This is a genomic window from Nitritalea halalkaliphila LW7 (genome assembly GCF_000265075.1).
Taxonomy (GTDB): Bacteria; Bacteroidota; Bacteroidia; order Cytophagales; family Cyclobacteriaceae; genus Nitritalea; species Nitritalea halalkaliphila.
The window spans coordinates 20,536-39,478 of the sequence record NZ_AJYA01000037.1; the positions used below are offsets into that span (position 1 = coordinate 20,536).

The 18,943-nt window shown below is 47.9% G+C and carries 17 protein-coding genes and 2 pseudogenes; 7 read left to right on the forward strand and 12 right to left on the reverse strand.

Features of this window, described 5'->3' with window-relative positions; genetic code table 11:
• Positions 1–37: 37 nt before the first annotated feature.
• The 3 genes from rsgA to A3SI_RS12025 form a co-directional block, all read right to left on the reverse strand.
• A complete protein-coding gene (rsgA, locus tag A3SI_RS12015) occupies positions 38–967 on the reverse strand; it encodes a ribosome small subunit-dependent GTPase A (protein WP_009056227.1) in 930 nt (309 codons plus the stop codon).
• Positions 964–2,193 (reverse strand): 3-deoxy-D-manno-octulosonic acid transferase, encoded by a 1,230-nt coding sequence (locus A3SI_RS12020; protein ID WP_238531741.1) that lies wholly within the window; start codon positions 2,191–2,193, stop codon positions 964–966. Before A3SI_RS12020 ends, rsgA begins: the two co-directional genes overlap by 4 nt.
• 74 nt (positions 2,194–2,267) lie before the next feature.
• The gene (locus A3SI_RS12025) at positions 2,268–2,900 is read right to left on the reverse strand and encodes a peroxiredoxin (protein ID WP_009056230.1); all 633 of its coding nucleotides are present in this window, start codon (positions 2,898–2,900) and stop codon (positions 2,268–2,270) included.
• A 259-nt stretch (positions 2,901–3,159) separates the two neighbouring features.
• Here A3SI_RS12025 and A3SI_RS12030 point away from each other — a divergent pair, with 259 nt between their 5' ends.
• The 3 genes and pseudogenes from A3SI_RS12030 to fbp all read left to right on the forward strand — a co-directional run bounded on the left by A3SI_RS12030 (position 3,160) and on the right by fbp (position 5,850).
• Positions 3,160–3,627 carry a low molecular weight protein-tyrosine-phosphatase gene (locus A3SI_RS12030; RefSeq protein WP_009056231.1) on the forward strand — a complete coding sequence of 156 codons (468 nt, stop codon included), beginning with the start codon at positions 3,160–3,162 and terminating at the stop codon, positions 3,625–3,627.
• A 3-nt stretch (positions 3,628–3,630) separates the two neighbouring features.
• A pseudogene (locus tag A3SI_RS12035) lies at positions 3,631–4,511 on the forward strand (fructosamine kinase family protein).
• Positions 4,512–4,815: 304 nt separating this feature from the next.
• The gene (fbp, locus tag A3SI_RS12045) at positions 4,816–5,850 is read left to right on the forward strand and encodes a class 1 fructose-bisphosphatase (RefSeq protein WP_009056234.1); all 1,035 of its coding nucleotides are present in this window, start codon (positions 4,816–4,818) and stop codon (positions 5,848–5,850) included.
• Between the two features lie 325 nt (positions 5,851–6,175).
• Here the strand turns inward: fbp and A3SI_RS12050 are convergent, their stop codons facing one another.
• The 6 genes and pseudogenes from A3SI_RS12050 to yihA form a co-directional block, all read right to left on the reverse strand.
• Complete coding sequence (locus tag A3SI_RS12050; protein ID WP_040670831.1) at positions 6,176–6,685, reverse strand: hypothetical protein; 510 nt, start codon at positions 6,683–6,685, stop codon at positions 6,176–6,178.
• Between the two features lie 1,130 nt (positions 6,686–7,815).
• Positions 7,816–8,574: a DUF4221 family protein gene (locus A3SI_RS12055; RefSeq protein WP_156810290.1), complete on the reverse strand. Its 759-nt coding sequence runs from the start codon at positions 8,572–8,574 to the stop codon at positions 7,816–7,818.
• Positions 8,483–8,968, reverse strand: coding sequence for a DUF4221 family protein (locus A3SI_RS23305; protein WP_009056237.1), 486 nt, complete (start codon positions 8,966–8,968; stop codon positions 8,483–8,485). Before A3SI_RS23305 ends, A3SI_RS12055 begins: the two co-directional genes overlap by 92 nt.
• 218 nt (positions 8,969–9,186) lie before the next feature.
• Complete coding sequence (locus A3SI_RS12065; protein ID WP_009056239.1) at positions 9,187–9,714, reverse strand: hypothetical protein; 528 nt, start codon at positions 9,712–9,714, stop codon at positions 9,187–9,189.
• Between the two features lie 585 nt (positions 9,715–10,299).
• Positions 10,300–10,761: a DUF5606 family protein gene (locus tag A3SI_RS12070; RefSeq protein WP_009056242.1), complete on the reverse strand. Its 462-nt coding sequence runs from the start codon at positions 10,759–10,761 to the stop codon at positions 10,300–10,302.
• 73 nt (positions 10,762–10,834) lie between these two features.
• Positions 10,835–11,478, reverse strand: a pseudogene (gene yihA / locus A3SI_RS12075) (ribosome biogenesis GTP-binding protein YihA/YsxC).
• A 122-nt stretch (positions 11,479–11,600) separates the two neighbouring features.
• Here yihA and ubiE point away from each other — a divergent pair.
• Together ubiE and porT are read left to right on the forward strand one after the other, a co-directional pair.
• On the forward strand, positions 11,601–12,323 hold the full coding sequence (ubiE, locus tag A3SI_RS12080) for a bifunctional demethylmenaquinone methyltransferase/2-methoxy-6-polyprenyl-1,4-benzoquinol methylase UbiE (protein WP_040670848.1): 723 nt from the start codon (positions 11,601–11,603) through the stop codon (positions 12,321–12,323).
• Positions 12,324–12,459: 136 nt separating this feature from the next.
• Positions 12,460–13,083 carry a type IX secretion/gliding motility protein PorT/SprT gene (porT, locus tag A3SI_RS20920; protein ID WP_449406411.1) on the forward strand — a complete coding sequence of 208 codons (624 nt, stop codon included), beginning with the start codon at positions 12,460–12,462 and terminating at the stop codon, positions 13,081–13,083.
• Between the two features lie 2 nt (positions 13,084–13,085).
• Here the strand turns inward: porT and A3SI_RS12090 are convergent, their stop codons facing one another.
• On the reverse strand, positions 13,086–15,314 hold the full coding sequence (locus A3SI_RS12090; protein WP_009056247.1) for a T9SS type A sorting domain-containing protein: 2,229 nt from the start codon (positions 15,312–15,314) through the stop codon (positions 13,086–13,088).
• A gap of 76 nt (positions 15,315–15,390) precedes the next feature.
• Between A3SI_RS12090 and A3SI_RS12095 the strand changes: the two genes are divergently transcribed.
• Together A3SI_RS12095 and A3SI_RS12100 are read left to right on the forward strand one after the other, a co-directional pair.
• Positions 15,391–16,692, forward strand: coding sequence for a UDP-N-acetylmuramoyl-tripeptide--D-alanyl-D-alanine ligase (locus A3SI_RS12095; RefSeq protein ID WP_009056248.1), 1,302 nt, complete (start codon positions 15,391–15,393; stop codon positions 16,690–16,692).
• 49 nt (positions 16,693–16,741) lie between these two features.
• Positions 16,742–17,431, forward strand: a complete 690-nt coding sequence (locus A3SI_RS12100; RefSeq protein WP_009056250.1) for a DUF2461 domain-containing protein — start codon at positions 16,742–16,744, stop codon at positions 17,429–17,431.
• A 43-nt stretch (positions 17,432–17,474) separates the two neighbouring features.
• Here the strand turns inward: A3SI_RS12100 and A3SI_RS12105 are convergent, their stop codons facing one another.
• Together A3SI_RS12105 and A3SI_RS12110 are read right to left on the reverse strand one after the other, a co-directional pair.
• A complete protein-coding gene (locus tag A3SI_RS12105) occupies positions 17,475–18,329 on the reverse strand; it encodes a Cof-type HAD-IIB family hydrolase (RefSeq protein WP_040670850.1) in 855 nt (284 codons plus the stop codon).
• 61 nt (positions 18,330–18,390) lie between these two features.
• Positions 18,391–18,903, reverse strand: coding sequence for a RidA family protein (locus A3SI_RS12110; RefSeq protein ID WP_040670833.1), 513 nt, complete (start codon positions 18,901–18,903; stop codon positions 18,391–18,393).
• Positions 18,904–18,943: the final 40 nt, after the last annotated feature.

Genomic DNA, 18,943 nt, shown 5'->3' on the forward strand with positions numbered 1-18,943 from the left:
CCTTCTTCAGGTTCCTTTGGCCCTGGGCCAAAACGGACTACCGATGCGTATCCTCCTCGTGGAGTAAATTCACATAATTTTCATAGCGATAGGGATGGATGTAGCCCTCCTCCACGCGCTCGATGATGCGGCAGCCGGGCTCCGACACATGCCGGCAGTTGTGGTACTTACACTCCCCTAAATACTGGCGCATCTCCACGAAATAGTGGGAGAGCTCCTGCTCCTCGATGTCCAGCACCCCGAATTCCTTAATCCCGGGGGTATCGATCAGGAAAGCATCCAAGCCCTCCACCGCAAACATCTCCGCGAAGGTGGTCGTATGCACGCCTTTGGCCGAGTAGGCCGAAATGTCCTTCGTCGTCTGCCGCGCACCAGGGACGAGCTGGTTCAGCAGGGTGGACTTACCCACGCCCGAGTGGCCGGAAAGCAGGGTGGTCTTCCCCCGCAGCAGGGGCCCAAAACCTTCCAGCAGGTCCTGCTCATGCAGGGCCGAAAGCTCCAGCACGGGATAGCCCAGCGGCTCGTAAATTTCATGCAGATCCTGCAGCAGCTCCTCCCCCGCCTCGTTCAGCGGAAGGTCGGCTTTATTCACTAGAATCGTGGTGGGAATCCGAAAGCTCTCCGTGCTCACTAAAAAACGGTCGATGAATCCGAGCGAGGTTCGCGGCTGCTGAATGGTCACCATTAAAAAGGCCTGGTCGATATTCGAGGCGATGATATGGGCATGATGTGCCTTCCGGGTGCTCTTCCGAATCACGTAATTTTCCCGCGGGGCGATCTCCTGTATGGTATAGGTCTCCTGCTGGGACTCCGCCTGCAAGGTCACCTGATCGCCCACTGCCACGGGATTCGTCAACTTCAAGCCCTGCTGCTTAAACTTGCCCCGCAGACGCGCCCGCACAGGGCCAGTTTCGGTGAGCACCTCATACCAGCTGCCCGTAGATTTTATCACTCTTCCTGTCTTCATATTTCCTGCTTTAAGACGTGCATGATGGCCTGACTACTCCCCTTCTGTCGGTGTAAAAAGGCCGCTGCACGGGTTTTGGCTTGCGCCAATGTATGCGCATCGCGGTAGCGCCCGAGCGCTCGCCTGCACACTTCGGCATCCTGGACTTCCTGCACCAGCCCCGCCTCGCGCGCACTGGCAGACTCGGGAAATTTAGCCCTCCGTTTCAGCCGGGCATGTACCACGGGCACCTGAAAGCCGATGGGCTCTAAAATGTTATGGAGGCCATCGCCGGAGGCTCCCCCCACATAGGCCACTGTGGCGTACTGGTAGAGCTGCGCCAGCATGCCCACATTATCAATCAATAAAACGTCGCAGGGGCCTTTCAGTTTAGAATACCGCCGGGATGGTCGGCCGGTTTCGCGCAACCAGCGCTCCATCTGCTCCTCCTGAAAGGCATGCGGGGCGATAAGGATAAAAAAGTCTCTGGCTTCGCGTATAAAAGGCAGTAGCAGTCGCATGTCCTGCTCCCAGACCGAGCCTGCCACCAAAACGGGTCGCCCAGCGATACAGGCCTCGATCTCCGGAAAGCGTTTCGGCGCTGCGGCGGTCTCCAGGACGCGGTCGTAGCGGGTATCTCCTGTACAGGTCACTGCCAGGCTGGGATAATGCCGCTGCAGAAGCTGGGCAGTTTTCTCGTCTTGGGTGAACACATGATCGAAAAGGGGGAGTATCCTCCTGAAAAACCCTCCCCAGGGGCGAAAGTAGACTTGACCGGGACGAAAAACAGCTGCGATTAGGTAGCAGCTGGCGCCACTGGCCTTAGCGGCCAAAAGGAAATTAGGCCAAATATCATATTTCACACAGAAAAACAACTGCGGACGGAGCGTATGTAGCAGCTTCTGGGCATGTGCCGGACGATCCAGCGGCAAGTAAAACAGCGTATCCACATGCGCTTGGGGCTTGGCTGCTGCTGGACGATAGCCCGAGGGAGAAAAAAAGGATACTACGATGCGGAGAGCGGGTTGCTCGGCTTTCAGGGCTGCCAGCAGGGGCTTGGCCTGCTCGTATTCCCCCAGGGAGGCGACGTGGAACCAGGCGACTGCAGCTTCTGGCGCCTGCGCTCGAAAGGCTGCCACCTCTGAAAAGGCTCGCTGTGCACCTGCCTGACGCTCATGGAGCTTCGAACCAGTTTTGGCCCAGCGGGCCAAAAGGGCGTCTGCCAGGTACATCAGAAAATCGTACAAGCGCTTCATCGTACAAAAATAGAAAAAGCTGCCCAATGGACAGCTTTTTTTATGTGTTATCGCGGAATAAGCGCTTAACTCTTGTTGGCTAAGTAAGAAGAAACGCCTTCTTTAGTCGCTTTCATCGCCTCTTTTCCTTCTTCCCATCCGGCAGGGCATACCTCACCGAACTTCTCTACGTGATGCCAAGCATCTACCAGACGAATCATCTCATCGATGTTACGGCCTAGTGGGAAGAAATTAATGGTCTCATGTCTTACGATACCTTCTTTGTCGATCAAGAAAGTCCCTCTGTACGCGATCGGCGTGCCTTCGAAAGCTAAATTGCCTTCTTCGTCCGCTACATACTCTCCGGCTAAAACGCCAAAGTTAGAAGCGATCGTCTTGGCCACGTCTGCTACTAATGGATAGGTAACGCCGGCGATACCCCCCTGATCACGTGGCGTGCTTAACCAAGCAAGGTGCGTCTCTTCAGTGTCAGTAGAAATACCTACTACAGCGACATTACGCTTCTCGAATTCTGCTAACTTATCTTGGAAAGCGATGATCTCAGTAGGGCACACGAAAGTGAAATCCTTCGGGTAGAAGAAGAAAACAACTTCTTGCTTACCGATGTACTGCTCTAATGAAAACTGCTCTACGATCTCTTCTCCGTTTAGTACGGCAGGAGCCTTAAATAAAGGGGCTTTTTTTCCTACTAATGACATAATATTAATGTGTTTTATTGGTGATACTGTTTTCAGATACTGCTGCAAAGTTAAGGTTTATAAATCAAATCTCAATACTCATAGAAATTAATCATGAGGCATAGATTTCGCCTATCGGCAAAAGATTCTTTTTAAAACCCTAACTATCACATAACGCAAAAAAGGAATATTTGGTTTTCCTTTAGTTGCATCGCATAAGGAACACGCCTTGTTTTAAAAAAATTCCCTACATTCGTTTCATCAACAACCAGCAGAAAGCATGACGAAAATTCTCTTTGTTTGTCTCGGAAATATCTGTCGCTCCCCCCTTGCCGAAGGCGTACTCCGGCATAAGCTAGTCGCCGCCGGTTTACAGGACAGCATCGAAGTGGACAGCTGTGGCACCTCGAACTACCATATCGGAGACCTGCCCGATCCACGTACCCGTAACAATGCCGCCAGCCATGGGGTTATCTTAACACATCGGGCGCGGCAGCTGGAGCCTTCTGACGCGGACACCTTCGACTATATCTTAGCGATGGATGAAAAAAACCTCGCGAATAGCGAAGCCCTGTTCCGGCAGCACGGGAAGAAGCCCAAGCATCTCGGTCTCCTGCGGGCCTTCGAGGAGCCGCCGACACAGGCCGCTGTTCCAGATCCCTACTACGGCAGTGCCGAAGATTTCGAGGCTGTCTATCAAATCGTAGATCGGGCGACGGAGGGGCTACTGCGCCATTTAAGGAAGTAAGCTATGTGGGATTCATTTGATCAAGAAGCATTTTTTCAGCGGGTACTGCTGGAGAGTTTTGGTAAAAACGAAAAAATTCTCCAGCAGCGCCTCGTGGCAGCAGGCACCTTAAACCAAGGGATTTTCCTGGAAACGGAATCGGGGGCCTATTTTCTCAAGCTGAACCACAGCGATAATGCCCGTCTGCTGGTGGAAGAAGCCGCCAGCCTAAAATTACTCTCTGCACACTGCCCCCTGGAGGTGCCTGCCGTCCATCAGGTAGGGCAGATCGAGGACCAGCATTACTTACTAATGGATTTTATCCGCGAAGGTCATCCACAGGCCGATTACTGGGCAGAGCTTGGCGAGGGCTTAGCGGCTTTGCATATGGCTACCCGACCGACATTCGGGCTGGAGCGGGATAACTACATCGCGACCATAGCGCAGCCTAACAGCGCGACGAAGAACTGGAGCACGTTTTTTATCGAGCAGCGTCTGGAGCCCTTGGCGGGCAAAGCTTTTTTCGATGGTCACATCAATGCCTCGTTCTTAGACCGCTTCCGCAGGCTGTACCCTTTGCTCGAAGAGCTCTTACCGAAGGAGCGGCCGGCCCTGCTGCATGGAGACCTCTGGTCTGGAAATGTGATGAAAAGTGCGACGGGAAGACCGGTCTTGATCGATCCTGCCGCCTACTACGGACATCGGGAGATGGATTTGGCTTTCAGCCAATTGTTTGGCGGCTTTGATCCCAGATTTTATGCTGCCTACACCGCCGTTTTTCCACTGGAGCCCGGTTTCGAAGAGCGGCGCCGCTATACAACCTCTATCCACTGCTCGTGCACCTGCATTTATTTGGCAGCAGTTACCTAAGCGGCATCGAGCGGACGCTTAAGCGCTATGTCTGAGCTGGGTCACAAGAGTAGCAATTGGGCGAAGAATGAATTTGTATTTTTCTAATAACCCGTGCTTTTTTCTTTCCAAAATGAAAAGTCTGAGTTCATAAAAAAAATCACAAAAGTTGCACGAAAGAGCGCAGAATTTAGCACAAAACAAACTTTTCGCAATCGATTGAATGAAAAAATAGACTTGATTTCAGGGGAAAGCAGCGAAAAACACCTGTTGAGAGAAAAATGTTCAGAAAAGTTTTTCCGTCGTCTTTTTTTCCTGTAATTTCAAGTATCCGCAACTTTAAAATTGTATTTTTCTATTATGAAGATCAAAGCCTACACGCCAGACACCTCCCATCTTGCCTATTCTGTGGGAGTTACTTTAGACCGATTTATTAAGAGTAAGCAGGACGATTTTCCGTACGCATCAGGTGAGCTTTCCCAGCTACTTCGCGACATCGCTTTAGCGGCCAAGATTGTGAACAGGGAGACGAATCGTGCTGGACTGAGTAATATAGCGGGAGCGATCGGCAATACCAATGTGCAGGGCGAGGAGCAGCAGAAGTTAGATGTGATCGCGAATGTACGTTTCACGCGTGCACTGACGAAAGGGGGCGAAGTCTGTGCCATCGTATCGGAAGAAGATGACGAAATCATCGACTTACAAAACAGTTCGGGCAAGTATGTGGTGGCGATAGATCCATTAGATGGCTCTTCGAACATCGATGTAAACATCTCTATCGGAACGATTTTTTCGATTTACAGACGTATCACGCCGACAGGCAGCCCCATTCAGATCGAAGATGTCATGCAGCCGGGCAGCCAGCAGGTAGCAGCTGGATATGTGTTGTATGGCTCCTCCACCATGCTGGTCTACACGACAGGTCATGGCGTAAATGGATTCACGTATGAGGCATCCCTAGGCGAGTTTTTTCTCAGCCACCCTAACATGTGTGCACCGAAGGACGGGAATGTTTACAGCATTAACGAGGGCACTTATCTCGACTGGGAGGAGGGCGTACGTCGCTATATAGATACCTGTAAGGAGCGTCGCTACAGCGGACGCTATATCGGTAGTTTGGTGGCCGACTTTCATAGAAATCTATTGAAAGGCGGGATTTACATTTATCCGAGTACAGCGAAAAATCCAAAGGGAAAATTGCGTCTTCTTTACGAAGCGAATGCCTTAGCCTTCATCGCTGAGCAGGCTGGCGCCAAAGCCACTAATGGAATGATGCGTATCATGGATATTATGCCGAGTAGCCTGCATGAGCGAACCCCTCTTTTCATCGGTTCAGAAACGATGGTCGCAGAGGCAGAATCTTTTTTACAAGAGGTTACAGTAAAGGTAGAATAGGCTTTAGAAAGGGCTCCTTGGGATGAGGGCGCTAAATTTACACAGAAAACAGTTCGACGTTAATTTCCATAGAGAAGGTGAGTGCCGTAGGTGCTCACCTTCCTTTTTTTGAAAAACACGATCTGTGCTTCCTGTTTTGGCCCCCAAATTAATCGGACGTAAATGAGTTGAAGTGCTGTAAACTTAGGTTTATGGAAAAGAGGACCTTGTCTAAAGAAGAGAAGATGAAGGTTTACGTGTAGTCGCTGCAGTACTGTGTTCTAACTGGGCCCAGTAAAGCCGCCAATTTTGCCTCCAATACATAGTGCGTCAAACGGATACGGATTTATTGAATTGATTGCTCTGCAGTTAATTCTCTATCAGGTCTCGGCATGAGCCAGTCGTATGGATTAAGACACCATATCCTTTCACTTTTTTCTTTTTTATTCAGCCAGTCACTTGCCTCTATAAGAATAATCGTCTTCTCGAACAATTCAGAATCGCTTTCAAACCAATACAGAAAGTTTGTTCCTTCTTCATTCAAAATGACTATCCTGTCAGATAATTTTCGCTTGTCTACTATATACTCCTCATTACCGATAGGTGCCTTTCGGTCATGGACAAACCTTAATTCAATACAGTCATCCGCTGTTTTTGGGTATTTTTTACTGTATTCCCTATGGTCAATTGTAATAGAGTTTGTTCGTAAATTCACTTCTCTGACGGCCGCCAGATCTTGCTTGGGATCAAAAATAACCAAGACAGTATCCTGATAATTTTTCTGGGTCGAAAATCTCCGCCATTCTTCACCTTGCCAATTGTTTGTAACCTGTATAATTTGACCATAATTTTCCATGGTGCAAAAACAAAATAGTAGAATAAGAATCAGTCGCATACTTTCCTCCCAACTTTAGCAAAATTGATATGTGTATTCACCTCATCTTTCTCTTCCTGACTTTTATTTGCCCAGCCTCTAACCCTTGCCTTTAATCCTACCCAGGCAAGTGCTTCATAAAATTCTCTGGGAATTCCCCTGGATAGCCTCCTTCATAATTCATATGGTTAGCAATGGTTGGCAGATGCGCTCCGACACTACTTCAGAGGGAATCTCGGTTTCATGATGTGTACAGGTCCAAAAAAAGATGAGCCCTAAAAGGATTAAGCTACATCCATGAAATTGGGGATTGAAGGAGGGTTGGGGGGCATCTTCAGTTTCATAGTAAGAGGCTTTTATTAAAAATAGGTAATTTAATGGATAAAAAAAATAATAATACGAATATATTTATACGAACATCAAATCTTTCCGTCAAGCTATTGCTTTGGAGCCCCGGCTATTCGCTAACCTTTATTGCCTTTGCCTTAGGAGCCAAGAAAGTAAATGTCCTTAGTAAAGATAAATCGGAATCACCACACACATAAAAAAAACTCCTGAGAAGGAGGTCGTTCAAAGCTTTTGGCCGTGAGGCCTGAAAAAAAACTTAATCAGCAGCCTGTTCTAAATCAGAAGCAGCAGCATCTGTAGTACTTTCAGCAGACACCTCAGACTTGGTTAACAGTTCAGGCAAAACTGATTTTAACCTATTAAAGAATTAAACTTAGTTCGCAAGTAAGGTATTCAATTTATCTAACGAATGTTGATTTTCTGGGCTTATTTCTTCTAATATCTTAAGATCTTGGAATAAAATTATTGGATAAAAGGAATTTAGTTGATAGTAGTCCGACAAAAATTTATTGTCAATAATAACATTATCAGAAGAAAAAATATCTTCCCCCAATTTAATATGTAGATCTTTTATAGAATAAACTTGAAATAAAACAAACTTAATACCGTCTGAATTTACATTATCTAATAAAAAGGACTCAGCACACTAATAACACCCAGGGCATCCAGCATTTGGGATAAAAACATAAATTGAATTATAATCGTAATTGAGATCTAATTTTTGCACATAATCAATCCATTTATCTATTTCAGACTCATTTTTATTACATGAAAACAAGCTCAAAAATATCATAAACAAGTAGATCTTCATTTTCAAATTGAATTTTCTCAATGTAAATTTTTCCATCGTTAAAAAACAAAGAACTTAAATTATAATTTTCACCAATTCGTACCTCATCAAGGAAGTTAAAATCTTTAGAAATAACCTGAATTTTAGATGGCCCGAAGCTAATTTTAAATAGATCACGAGAAACCAAAATATCTTCTTGAATGGGTAAATCAACAAATCTTAAATATACTTCCTCGTCACTAAAATATTTAATGCCAGAATAACTACTTTGTGATTTAACATGCGTGATCTCTTCAAATAATTCGATCGATATTTTCGATTTATTTTTTGAAAGTGGATTTACTGTTAGCTCAGGAGCGCCATTCATTATTTCTGATCTTATCTTGCCAGTTCGCATGTCATAGATATAGAATTTGTTATCTATAGGATAACATATAACCAACTCTTTTTTGGCTGGATTTACATCATGATAGATTTCAAAATATTGAATTCCCCAGATCGCATTTAAATAAATATCCGGATACTTAATAGCAGTGTAAACTGAATCACTCAACACATTCAAGAACAGAAACGAGTCTTTGTGAAATGCAGTGTTCTTATAATATTCTTTTTCGGATCCCCATCCATTAAAAATCAATGTATTATCTAAAATAGAGATTTTTCTTAAGTTCCCAGGGCTGGGCTTTACTTGCAGATGGTCGTGTTGGACACGATAAGACTTTTTTATGTTCATGTGTACGATCCGTAAATGTCAATTTACCCAAATTATAAGCGTAAACGAAGATTGAATCATAATTTATAAAATTATAACCTACTAGATCCCCAAAATTTTCAGGTCCCTTTTTCGGAAAGTGGATCTTCTCCGTTAAGGCTTCTGAAACCAAATCGTAAAAGTAAATGGAATTATTTTTTTTATTCAGGAAAGACAAATGAGGCACACTGTCTATCAAAACAAAGTCATTGTAAATATTTCTACCTGTACTCTCATCATCTAAGGGTAAATTTAGTTGACCAACCTTCTTCAAAACAACGCTAACGGGAGAGGTTTTATTATCAACTTTACAGGAATTTACACAAAAAATAATTAAGAAAAAACAGAGAAGTTTTTTGATTTTATTATTCTTCATAGATTAGGGGATTTTTAAGCTAATACAGAAAAACTTATTTTTTTTCATATTATTATAATATTTGCATCCTTTCCATGAACTACCTATTGGATTTAGAATTCACCACAATACTTGGTCAATTAAAAAGGCAGTAGCTTGAAAAAATTTTTACTTCCGATTAACAAGGAGCCACCACAATATCGTTTGCAGCAGAATTTATTGAATTAATTGCCCTGCAGTTAATTCTCTATCAGGTCTCGGCATGAGCCAAATGTATTGATTTGAACACCAATCCCATTCACTCTTTTTTTCTTACCTATCCATTCTTCTTCTCTCACTAGGATCAAGGTCTTCTCCATCAACTTCCCGGAATTGTTAAACCAATATAGAAAATCAACCTCTTGATCAAAGATAACCTGCGTCCTGTCTAGACGAGCTTTATGAATGAGGTATTCTTCGTGTCCTTGATGAGGAGCAGCCATATGGTAGAAAACCAACTTAGTGCAATCATTCTTATCTGGATATTTGCGTACAAACTCTATAAACTTAAAATCAAATTCACCTGGAAAATGTATCTCATAAAACTCTTTAGTATATTTTCTGCTAGTCCCAAAAACTATTATTACCGTATCCCCAAATTCATCTTTCTGAAAATAGTTTGAATCAAACTGTATTTTCCTGTTATCAGATATTTTCTGGATACTTTGAGCACTTGATATATAATTAAGCCCTGTCAATAAAATAATACATAGAATACTTATTCGCATGCTTTCCTCCCTTCCATTGCAAAACTGATTGTGGCGATTAATTGTTCTTTTTCTCTTCCTGACTTTTATTTTGCCCAGCCTCTAACCCCTATCTTTAATCCTACCCAGGCAAGTGCTTCATAAAATTCTCTGGGAATTCCCCCTGGATAGCCTCCTTCATAATTCATATGGTTAGCAATGGTTGGCAGATGCGCCTCCGACACTACTTCAGAGGGAATCTCGGTTTCATGATGTGTACAGGTCCAAAAAAAGATGAGCCCTAAAAGGATTAAGCTACATCCATGAAATTTGGGATTGAAGGAGGGTTGGGGGGCATTTTCAGTTTCATAGTAAGAGGCCTTTGTTAAAAATAGGTAATTTAATGGATAAAAAAAATAATAATACGAATGTATTTAGACGAACATCAAATCTTTCCGTCAAGCTATTGCTTTGGAGCCCCGGCTATTCGCTAACCTTTATTGCCTTTGCCTTAGGAGTCCAGAAAGTAAATGTCCTTAGTAAAGATAAATCGGAATCACCACACACATAAAAAAAACCTCCTGAGAAGGAGGTCGTTCAAAGCTTTTGGTCCCGAGGCCTAAAAACTTACTCAGCAGCCTGTTCTGGATCAGAAGCAGCGGCATCTGTAGCACTTTCTGCAGACTCCTCAGACTTGGTTAACAGTTCAGGCGCAAATTCACGCAGAATCTTATACCAAGAAATAAGCTTTTTGATATCGGAAACATATACTTTTTCCTCGTCGAAATCCGGAAGTACATGCTTCAAAAAAGCACGATATTCATCCTGATCCGCAGCACTATCCAGACCTAAATCGCCGGAAAATTCCGCTTCTATCGTCTGTAATACTTCCTCTAAGGGGGCGGAGCCCTCCTCCGTCAAGGTATAAATCGAGATTTCACTCAGTATGGAGACACGCTGATTAGCTCCTACGACCAATTTACTTTTCTTCGCATCGAAGGCTTCTAAAATCACCCCGCTACGCGTAGGCTTCAGGACTTTGTATAAACCAGGCTTGCCTGATACAGTGGCTATTTCATTAAATTTCATCTTCTCAAGTTATTTTCGAATGGAACATGATAGGGAGTGCAAAGGTACATGTTCGCCGCATTTCCACAAGTTTTTACTTGCCTTCTTCGGCCGCATCATCTGCTGGTAGGTCTTCTGGCTCCTCGAACTCTCCTCGTACGATAGACTGAATAAAGCCGATGATCTCTTCCCTTCCTTTGCCGCTTTCAGCGGACGAAATAAAATACAAGGGCGCTTCTTCAAAGATTTCCGTTACAGCCTTCAAAAACGCATTTACCTGGCCCATCGTTTTACTGTGTGACTGCTTGTCCGCTTTCGTGAATATAAGCACGATCGGCACCTCATGCTCACCGCACCAGGTGATAAACTGTAAATCTATCGGCTGAGGGTCCAGGCGACTGTCGATCAACACGAAAACAGCTTCCATATTCCCCCGATTCGTTAGGTACCCCTTGATCATCTTGTCCCAGTTTTCTTTCAGCGACTTACTGACTTTGGCGAAGCCATAACCCGGTAAATCCACCATAAACCAGCTATTATCCACCTCAAAATGATTAATGAGCTGTGTCTTCCCCGGACGACCAGAAGTTTTTGCTAAGCCTTATGCCCCGTCAGCATGTTAATGAGCGAGCTTTTGCCTACATTCGAACGACCGATGAAGGCAAACTCCGGCTTATTCGGCTCAGGGCATTTCGTGTAATCGGTATTGCTGACTAAAAAACGTGCTTGCTTAATCATAAGGAATGGATGTTAAAACACAAAGGTAGGGCTTTTTCCACAGGATGACGGAGAATAATGGCCAACATTTTTCTTGGGCTCGGGTTATTGTAGTATTATTGCACTTTAATTCATTACCGATCATGTCAGTAGTACCGTACAAGGATAAAAACGAGGGGAAAAAGCAGCAGGTAGCGGAGATGTTTAATAACATCAGTCCCAAATACGATTTCTTAAATCACCTGCTTAGCTTAGGAATAGATATTCAGTGGAGAAAAAAAGCGGTCAAGCTACTGAAAAAAGATCAGCCTAAATTGATCTTGGATATCGCCACAGGGACAGGAGATTTCGCCATTGAGGCGCTCGCCCTGAAGCCTGAAAAGATCATCGGTGTGGACATTTCGGAAGGAATGCTCGCCGAGGGCAAAAAGAAAATGAAAAAGAAAAAGCTCGAGCATATTATCGACCTGCAGCTTGGAGACTCCGAGAAGCTGCTGTTCGAAGATAATAAATTCGACGCTGTGATCGTTTCCTTCGGAGTAAGGAATTTTGAGAACTTGGAAAAAGGCCTCTCTGATATGTATCGGGTGCTGAAGCCTGGCGGCAAAACCGTTATCGTAGAGTTTTCCAAGCCTCGCGCTTTCCCGATGAAACAGTTGTATAACTTTTACTTTACCTATATCTTACCTCAGATTGGAAAAGTCGTATCTAAGGACACTTCTGCTTACACGTACTTACCCGAGTCCGTGCAGGTATTTCCGGATGGAAAAGATTTCCTTTCTGTTCTCGAAAAGGTAGGTTTTAAACAAACAGTATGCAAGCCACTCACCTTCGGCATCAGTTCGATTTATGTCGGCGTAAAATAACACTCAGTGCCTTACTTTTGGCACTGAGCTTTCCTGTTTTTTCCCAGGCCCGCTACAACCCTATTAATGCTTCCGGTCAAGACGATAAAACCATTAGCTATGGTTTTTTCTTTCTGCACACCGCTCCAGCTTCCGTATTCGGTATTCGGACGCCTTCCTCTCTGCCCCAGACCCAGCTTCGACTGTTCCCCTACCCGTTCAGGAGAGCAGAACACGCCTGCATAGCGTCGTCCCCTTACAAACACTCGGTTTCTCCCTCGGTTTCTTGGGAATCCTACGCTTAGATGACCAGGTCAACCTGCTCTTTACGCCCGCAGTGGGCTTTTATGAGCATGAACTGATGCGCTACACATTTTCTACTGATCCTGTGGACGGAGCTACCAAGCTTCCGCTGACTCAAACACCCGTCAGTTTCGATGCGACGCTGGTAGAGCTCCCGCTACTACTGAAGTATAAGTCACAGCGTTTTAACAATACACGCATGTATTTTATCGGCGGACTAAATTATATGTTTCGCACCAAGTCCCAAGATGAAGCCAACCTCGAAGACCTCGTCCTAACAGGCCAGGATCTCTCCCTAGAGCTGGGAATGGGTTTCGACATCTACTTTCGCTTTTTCAAGTGGTCCCCCGAAATTCGTTTCTCACATGGCCTCCTTGACGTGTACAAAGCAGGGGCAGACCTGAACGACACGAATTACGGAGATGCCCTACAGAGCGTCCGAAGAAGAAACATCCGACTGATCTTTAATTTTCAGTAAATTCACTGCACGATCAGCTTTTTAACTGTTTTACCCCTTTCGTGCCGGAGAACCACGAGGTACATGCCTGCGGCCAAAGGGGGCAAGGGCCAAGAGAAGGTCTCCCCTGCTTGAATGGAGACACCCTCCACCAGCACGGCTCCCTGAAGAGCCAGCAGTTGAAGCTCTCCACTGTGGCTGCTTTGGAGCTTCAGCTCCTGTCCCTGCCGCAAAGCAAGGGGGTTCGGAAACAGCCGCAGCTGAGGGCGCTCTGGGCGCAGCGGCACATTCGGCACCCCACTTAGCGTAAACGCCAGCATCCCGCCACCTGTCGTCCCCACAAATAACCGCCACCTATCTTCCGCTAAAGCATAAGCCTGCAAGAAGGAATTGCGCGCCAGCCGCGTACGCTCCTCCACCCTGCCCGCCGAAGTCAGCTCCAGAGGCAGCAGCTCTCGTAGTCCTGTCTTGTCCATAAAACTAGGATAAAAAAAGATGCCCCCTCGCTGATCAGAGGTCAGTAAATGAGGCCTTTCGCCCGGTAGGACATGGACATTCAGGTTCCGAGCTGCTGGATTATCGCGAATGCCCAGGAACTCACGTTCGAGGACTTCCAGCTGCGCGCCCCCGTCCGCTTCTCGTAAACGCATGAGGATGAGCTCCCCGTTTTGGCGGGCTAAAAGCAAGTGAATTTCCCCCTCAAATACGAAAAACTCATAATGATCTAGCGGCTGAGAAAAGCCTCCAGGCGCTGGAACGATTAGCTCTTCGAGCGCTGAAAAACGGGCGTCCGAGGCCATAAATAGGCGCTTTTCCAGCGCAAAACCCACCGTATCCGTCCCAGCCAAAAAGAAGCGCTCCCCTCCATCTGGAAGTATTAAGCGCTGCAGCTGCAGATCCGTAAACTGTAGTGCTGCCAGCCCGAAAGCATCCTCTTCCAGTAATTCCCAGCTCCCTTCCTCTCGCTGCCGGACCCGGATCGCCTGACCGACTACGCGGTTCCCCAGCAGGGTATTGGCTGTGAGCAGTCCCTCCTCCCCGGGCAGCATGGGCAGCCAAGCAGGACGTAGATTCTCCCCAAAATCCATTTGCTCGGACTGCAAGAAAGGCACTGTCAAGCCTCCCCCGTCGGCAAGGAGACGAAAGGTGTTTTGACGATAGTCCGCCCGAAAGATACCGGCAAGATCATTCGCGTTCGAGCTAATGAGCAGATCACCCCGAAAAAGCTGTGCGGCATGAAAGATCGGAAATTCGGGCAAAGGCCCAAAGCCTGGCAGCTCGTGACTAAAGGAGCGGAAATCAGGATCGGCTTGTGTACCTGAATTGGGTAAAAAATATAATCGGCTACACTCATCCTGCCCGATCAAAAGGTCTGCCTGCCCATCACCGTTAAAATCCGCATACAAGAGGGAATGCCCTCCCGCATGCTCGATGCGAGCGCCTGCAGCATCTACCGCCCCCGACTGAGCCCTTTCCGCTTCCCCTTCTCGGCGTGCCTGTTCCAGCGCCTCGGGCAGCTGCATGCGGGCGATGGGCAACCCATTACAGGTTTCCCCGAAAGCTAGTCTGCTGCAATCACAAAATTCAAAGCGACCCCAGCGGCGTACAGGAAAAGCAAAGCCGTCGATCCCTGGGCTACCCGTTCGCTCCACGCTGGTGTTTAAGTACAATTCTAAGAAATCTCCTGCCGCAAAATTAAAGGTAATGACGTCGAGGTCCCCATCCCCATCGATATCCGCTAGCAAAGGAATATCGAGGTTATTCGCCTGCACGTTCGAGCCATTTTCGAGGCGTAAAAAATTCTCTGCCAGCTCAAAAACCGGAAAAGCTTGCCCCTCGGGTGTTACATTTCGGTAGGCGCGTATCCCGAAAGGAGAGCTCGTAAAGACGTCTGGGCGGCCATCCCCGTCATAATCCGCCAGGACTAAAAAACCATTAATGGAGGCGGGGAAATAGTAGGCATATTCAGGCATGAAGCGAAAGCCCTCCGGTGTTTCTTTATACACCTGCACCTGCCGGCTGTTGATGTCCCAAAGCACCACTTCCTCTTGCCCATCGGCATCGACGTCCATAAACTGAAACTGTGCGGCATTAAATCCACCGCTAAAGGCAGCGGGAAAAACCTGCCCACCCCGCACCCAGTCCGGGCCTCTTTCAGCACGAAGCAGGGGGTTTTGGGCGGCAGCCCCAAAGGAAAGCACCCAGCAGGCCATCAGGAGAAGGCTGCTCAGGCGGAGTAAAGAATCGCTCATACGGCTACTATAACGTGAGGAATGCGGATAACGCTATATTTTGTTATCTTTGGGCACCTAAAAATACGAAACTAGGATGGAAATCGCGCATCTTTATGCCCACTATCTGAGTGCCGAGGGTGTCAGCACGGACACGCGGAGCCTGAAGGCCGGAGAACTGTTTTTTGCCCTGAAAGGGCCGAACTTCGATGGCAATACCCATGCCGCGGAGGCCCTCGAAAAGGGCGCCCTCGCCGTGGTGGTCGATGACCCGAAGCTGCCGGCCCTCGGAAATGATGCCCGGTACCTGTGGGTGGAGGATGTGCTGAGCAGCCTGCAAGCCCTCGCGCGCCATCATCGGGAGCAGCTGCAGATTCCGGTGCTCGCCCTGACGGGAAGTAATGGCAAAACAACCACCAAGGAGCTCCTGCATGCCGCGCTGGCGCGCAAATTCCGCGTGGGGGCGACGTATGGGAATCTCAATAACCATATCGGGGTGCCGCTCACCCTGCTGCGTCTGCCTAAGGATACCGAGCTGGCGATCATCGAGATGGGGGCGAATAAACAGGGCGACATTCAGGAGCTTTGTGCCATCGCCCTGCCGACACATGGCCTTATTACGAACATCGGAAAGGCCCACCTCGAGGGCATGGGGGGCGCTGAGGGGGTCCTCAAGACGAAAACTGAGCTTTTTCAGCACCTGCGCAGCACAGGGGGCATGGTGTTTTTAAATACCCTGGACCCGAAATTGGTGCACATGGAAAAGCGCTTTCAGCAGGTGTTCACCTATCCGCTTCCGGGAAATCACTTTTCCGCGCAGCTGGTGGACGCCGCTCCTTTCGTGCGCTTCACGGTGGAAGGTTCGGAAACGATTCATCCTTCCCGCCTGCTGGGAGCCTATAATTTCGGAAATATCGCCGCCGCCTTGGCTGTAGCTGCATTTTTCGAGGTGCCGGAACAGGAAGCCATCGCCGCCATCGCTGCCTACACTCCCGAAAATATGCGCAGCCAGGTGCTTGAAAAGCGAACCAACACTATTCTCTTAGATGCCTATAATGCGAATCCCTCGAGCATGGAAGCGGCTATTTTGGCCTTCGGCCAAATGGAAAGTCCGAAGAAAAAAATGCTCATCCTCGGAGATATGTACGAGCTGGGAGAGGAAACGGAAGAGGAACATGCACGCCTTGGGGAGCTGGTGAGCCGCTTTCCATTCGAAGTGATCTGTTTCACGGGTCGCCATGTGCAGGCAGCGCTGAGCCGTGCCCCTATGCGCGCGCTTTATTTTCCTGATCCTTTTTCCTTCCGCAACTGGCTCGCAGATTCCGCGCTGGAGGAGCATTTGATCCTGATCAAAGGCAGCCGAGGCATGAAATTAGAGGGATTGGTAGACTTTATTTGATTCAGAAAGTTCTCTCTTCGGGGGCATAGATGCACGAAACAAAACGATCATGGCTACAGCTTACTTGGAATTTCTCAGCGTACTGCGCGAACATAATACAAAGGAATGGATGGATGCCCACCGCGATGATTATCAGGCGGTGCGCAAAGCATTTTTGGCGGATGTCGGCCAGCTTTTGGCGGGAGCCATGCAGTTCGAGCCGGGACTGGCGCACTTGCAACCGAAAGACTGCGTGTTCCGCCAAAACCGAGATATCCGTTTTTCGGCTAATAAAAACCCATACAAGACAAATTTAGCCGCTTACTTGGCCCTCGGGGGCAAAAAATCGGAGGGTCCGGGCTACTACATCCATCTCGAGCCAGGGGCCTCTTTTTTAGCGGTGGGCGTCTGGATGCCGCCTGCGCCTATCCTCAAGCAGATTCGTCAGGAGATCGATTACAATGGGGAGGAACTACAGGGTATCCTAGACAGCCCGAATGTCCGCAGCACCTTTAGGGAAATGAGCGGGGAGCAGTTGAAAACCAGTCCCAAGGGCTATGCGGCAGATCATCCCCATATCGCACTTTTACGCTATAAAAGTTTTATCATCAGCCGGCCCATTTCAGATGCCAGCGTGCAGAGTGGGCGCTTCGTGGCGGAGGCATTGGCTGCTTGGGAGGTCGGCAAGCCTTTTCATGATTTTATTTTGCGCGCCAGCGAAGAGAGCGAAGGCGGAGACGGTCTGCTTCCTATTCTTTAAAGTGTCATGAAGAAGAGGCGCGGGCAGGCCTGGACGGAACGTACTAAAAAGCTCCGTCGGCATATAATTTTTCTAAAAAGAGTGCCACCCCATCTTCTTTGTTAGTGGCGGTATGCGCATCGGCCACTTGTAGCACCTCTTCTTGGGCATTGGCCACAGCCACCCCTAGGCCTACGGCGCGCAGGAGCTCCGTGTCGTTATAATTATCCCCAAAAGCGACGACATCCTCCAGTCCGAAAGTATAAGCTGCTCCTAAAAGCTGACGTAAACCATGGGCCTTAGAGATGGCCTTCGGTGCCATTTCCAGGTAGGTATCTTTCGAGCGGTAGAGGTGAATCTGCTGGTTTACCAGAGCACGTGCCGCCTCGGTAAATGCCTCTACGGCAGCAGCTTCCCCCATACACATGACCTTATGCGCCCCTAAACCCCGCTGCTGCCAGTACTGCAGAACCTCTTCTGCCGCGCGGAAGTCGGGCTCCACCTGGGTATTTCGGATTTCCCGCAGCGTCCACTGATCCTTCGTCGGCTCGTACCAGTGCTCCCCTTGGTAGAGGGAGAGGTGAATGTGCCTACTTTCTGGGAGTGCGAGCAGCTGGGCACAGACCTCCACCGGAATCGGCACATCTGCCAGCACCTTTTGCTGCGGAGAGGAAGCGGCCTGCTGCCGCGCATCGGGCAGCAAGACATAGGCACCATTATAACAGATCAGTGCTTCGTGCGGACGCTCTAAGGTACGTAATAGATGGCGCATGGCATCTGGCATGCGGGAAGAAGCGAGGATGAAGGGAACCTCTTTTGGAATTTTGCGCATGATGCGCAAAAGGCGATCAGAAAGCTGGCGATCAGCATTTAGGAGTGTCCCGTCGATATCGGTACAGATGGCGCGAATTCGTCGCATGGTAAGGAATAAAGATGTAAAGAGCATTGAAAAGGCGCAGGCTCAAGGGCGGCGGAACAGCTTATTTGGCTGCCACCGCTTCGATTTCGATGCGCAGGTCAGGGTTGGCTAGCGCATACACGCCTACCGTGGAGCGAGCGACCTTATTGGGATTTTCTGTGTTGTTAAAAAACTCTCCGTACGCCTTAAACCAGGCTTGCCAGTCGATTTCTCCATCCGCGTCAGGAGCCATGTACACGCGCAGGAAAATTACATCTTCTAGGCTATAGTCTTCCTCGGCGAGAGTCTCCTGAATACGCTTCAGGATGCCGATGCTTTGGGTATAGGTATCGCCATAGCGCTCGGGAGAACCCGGCTCAGCTTCTGCATTTAACACTGGAGCCACTAAGCCGGAGGTATAGAAATAGCTTTTGCCGGCAGGCACATGTACCCCACGGAGAATACTGGCATCTGGACGGTCTAAGCGCGTGATTTCACCGGCTTCTTCTATGGAAGTAGCAGGCTGGCAGGCATAGCCCAAAAGTGCGAAGCAGACAAGGGCAAGGGAGCGGTACACAATTCGGTTTAGGATCATGACGAATGGGGTTCGGGTATGAAAAGGAACGGCTACAGGT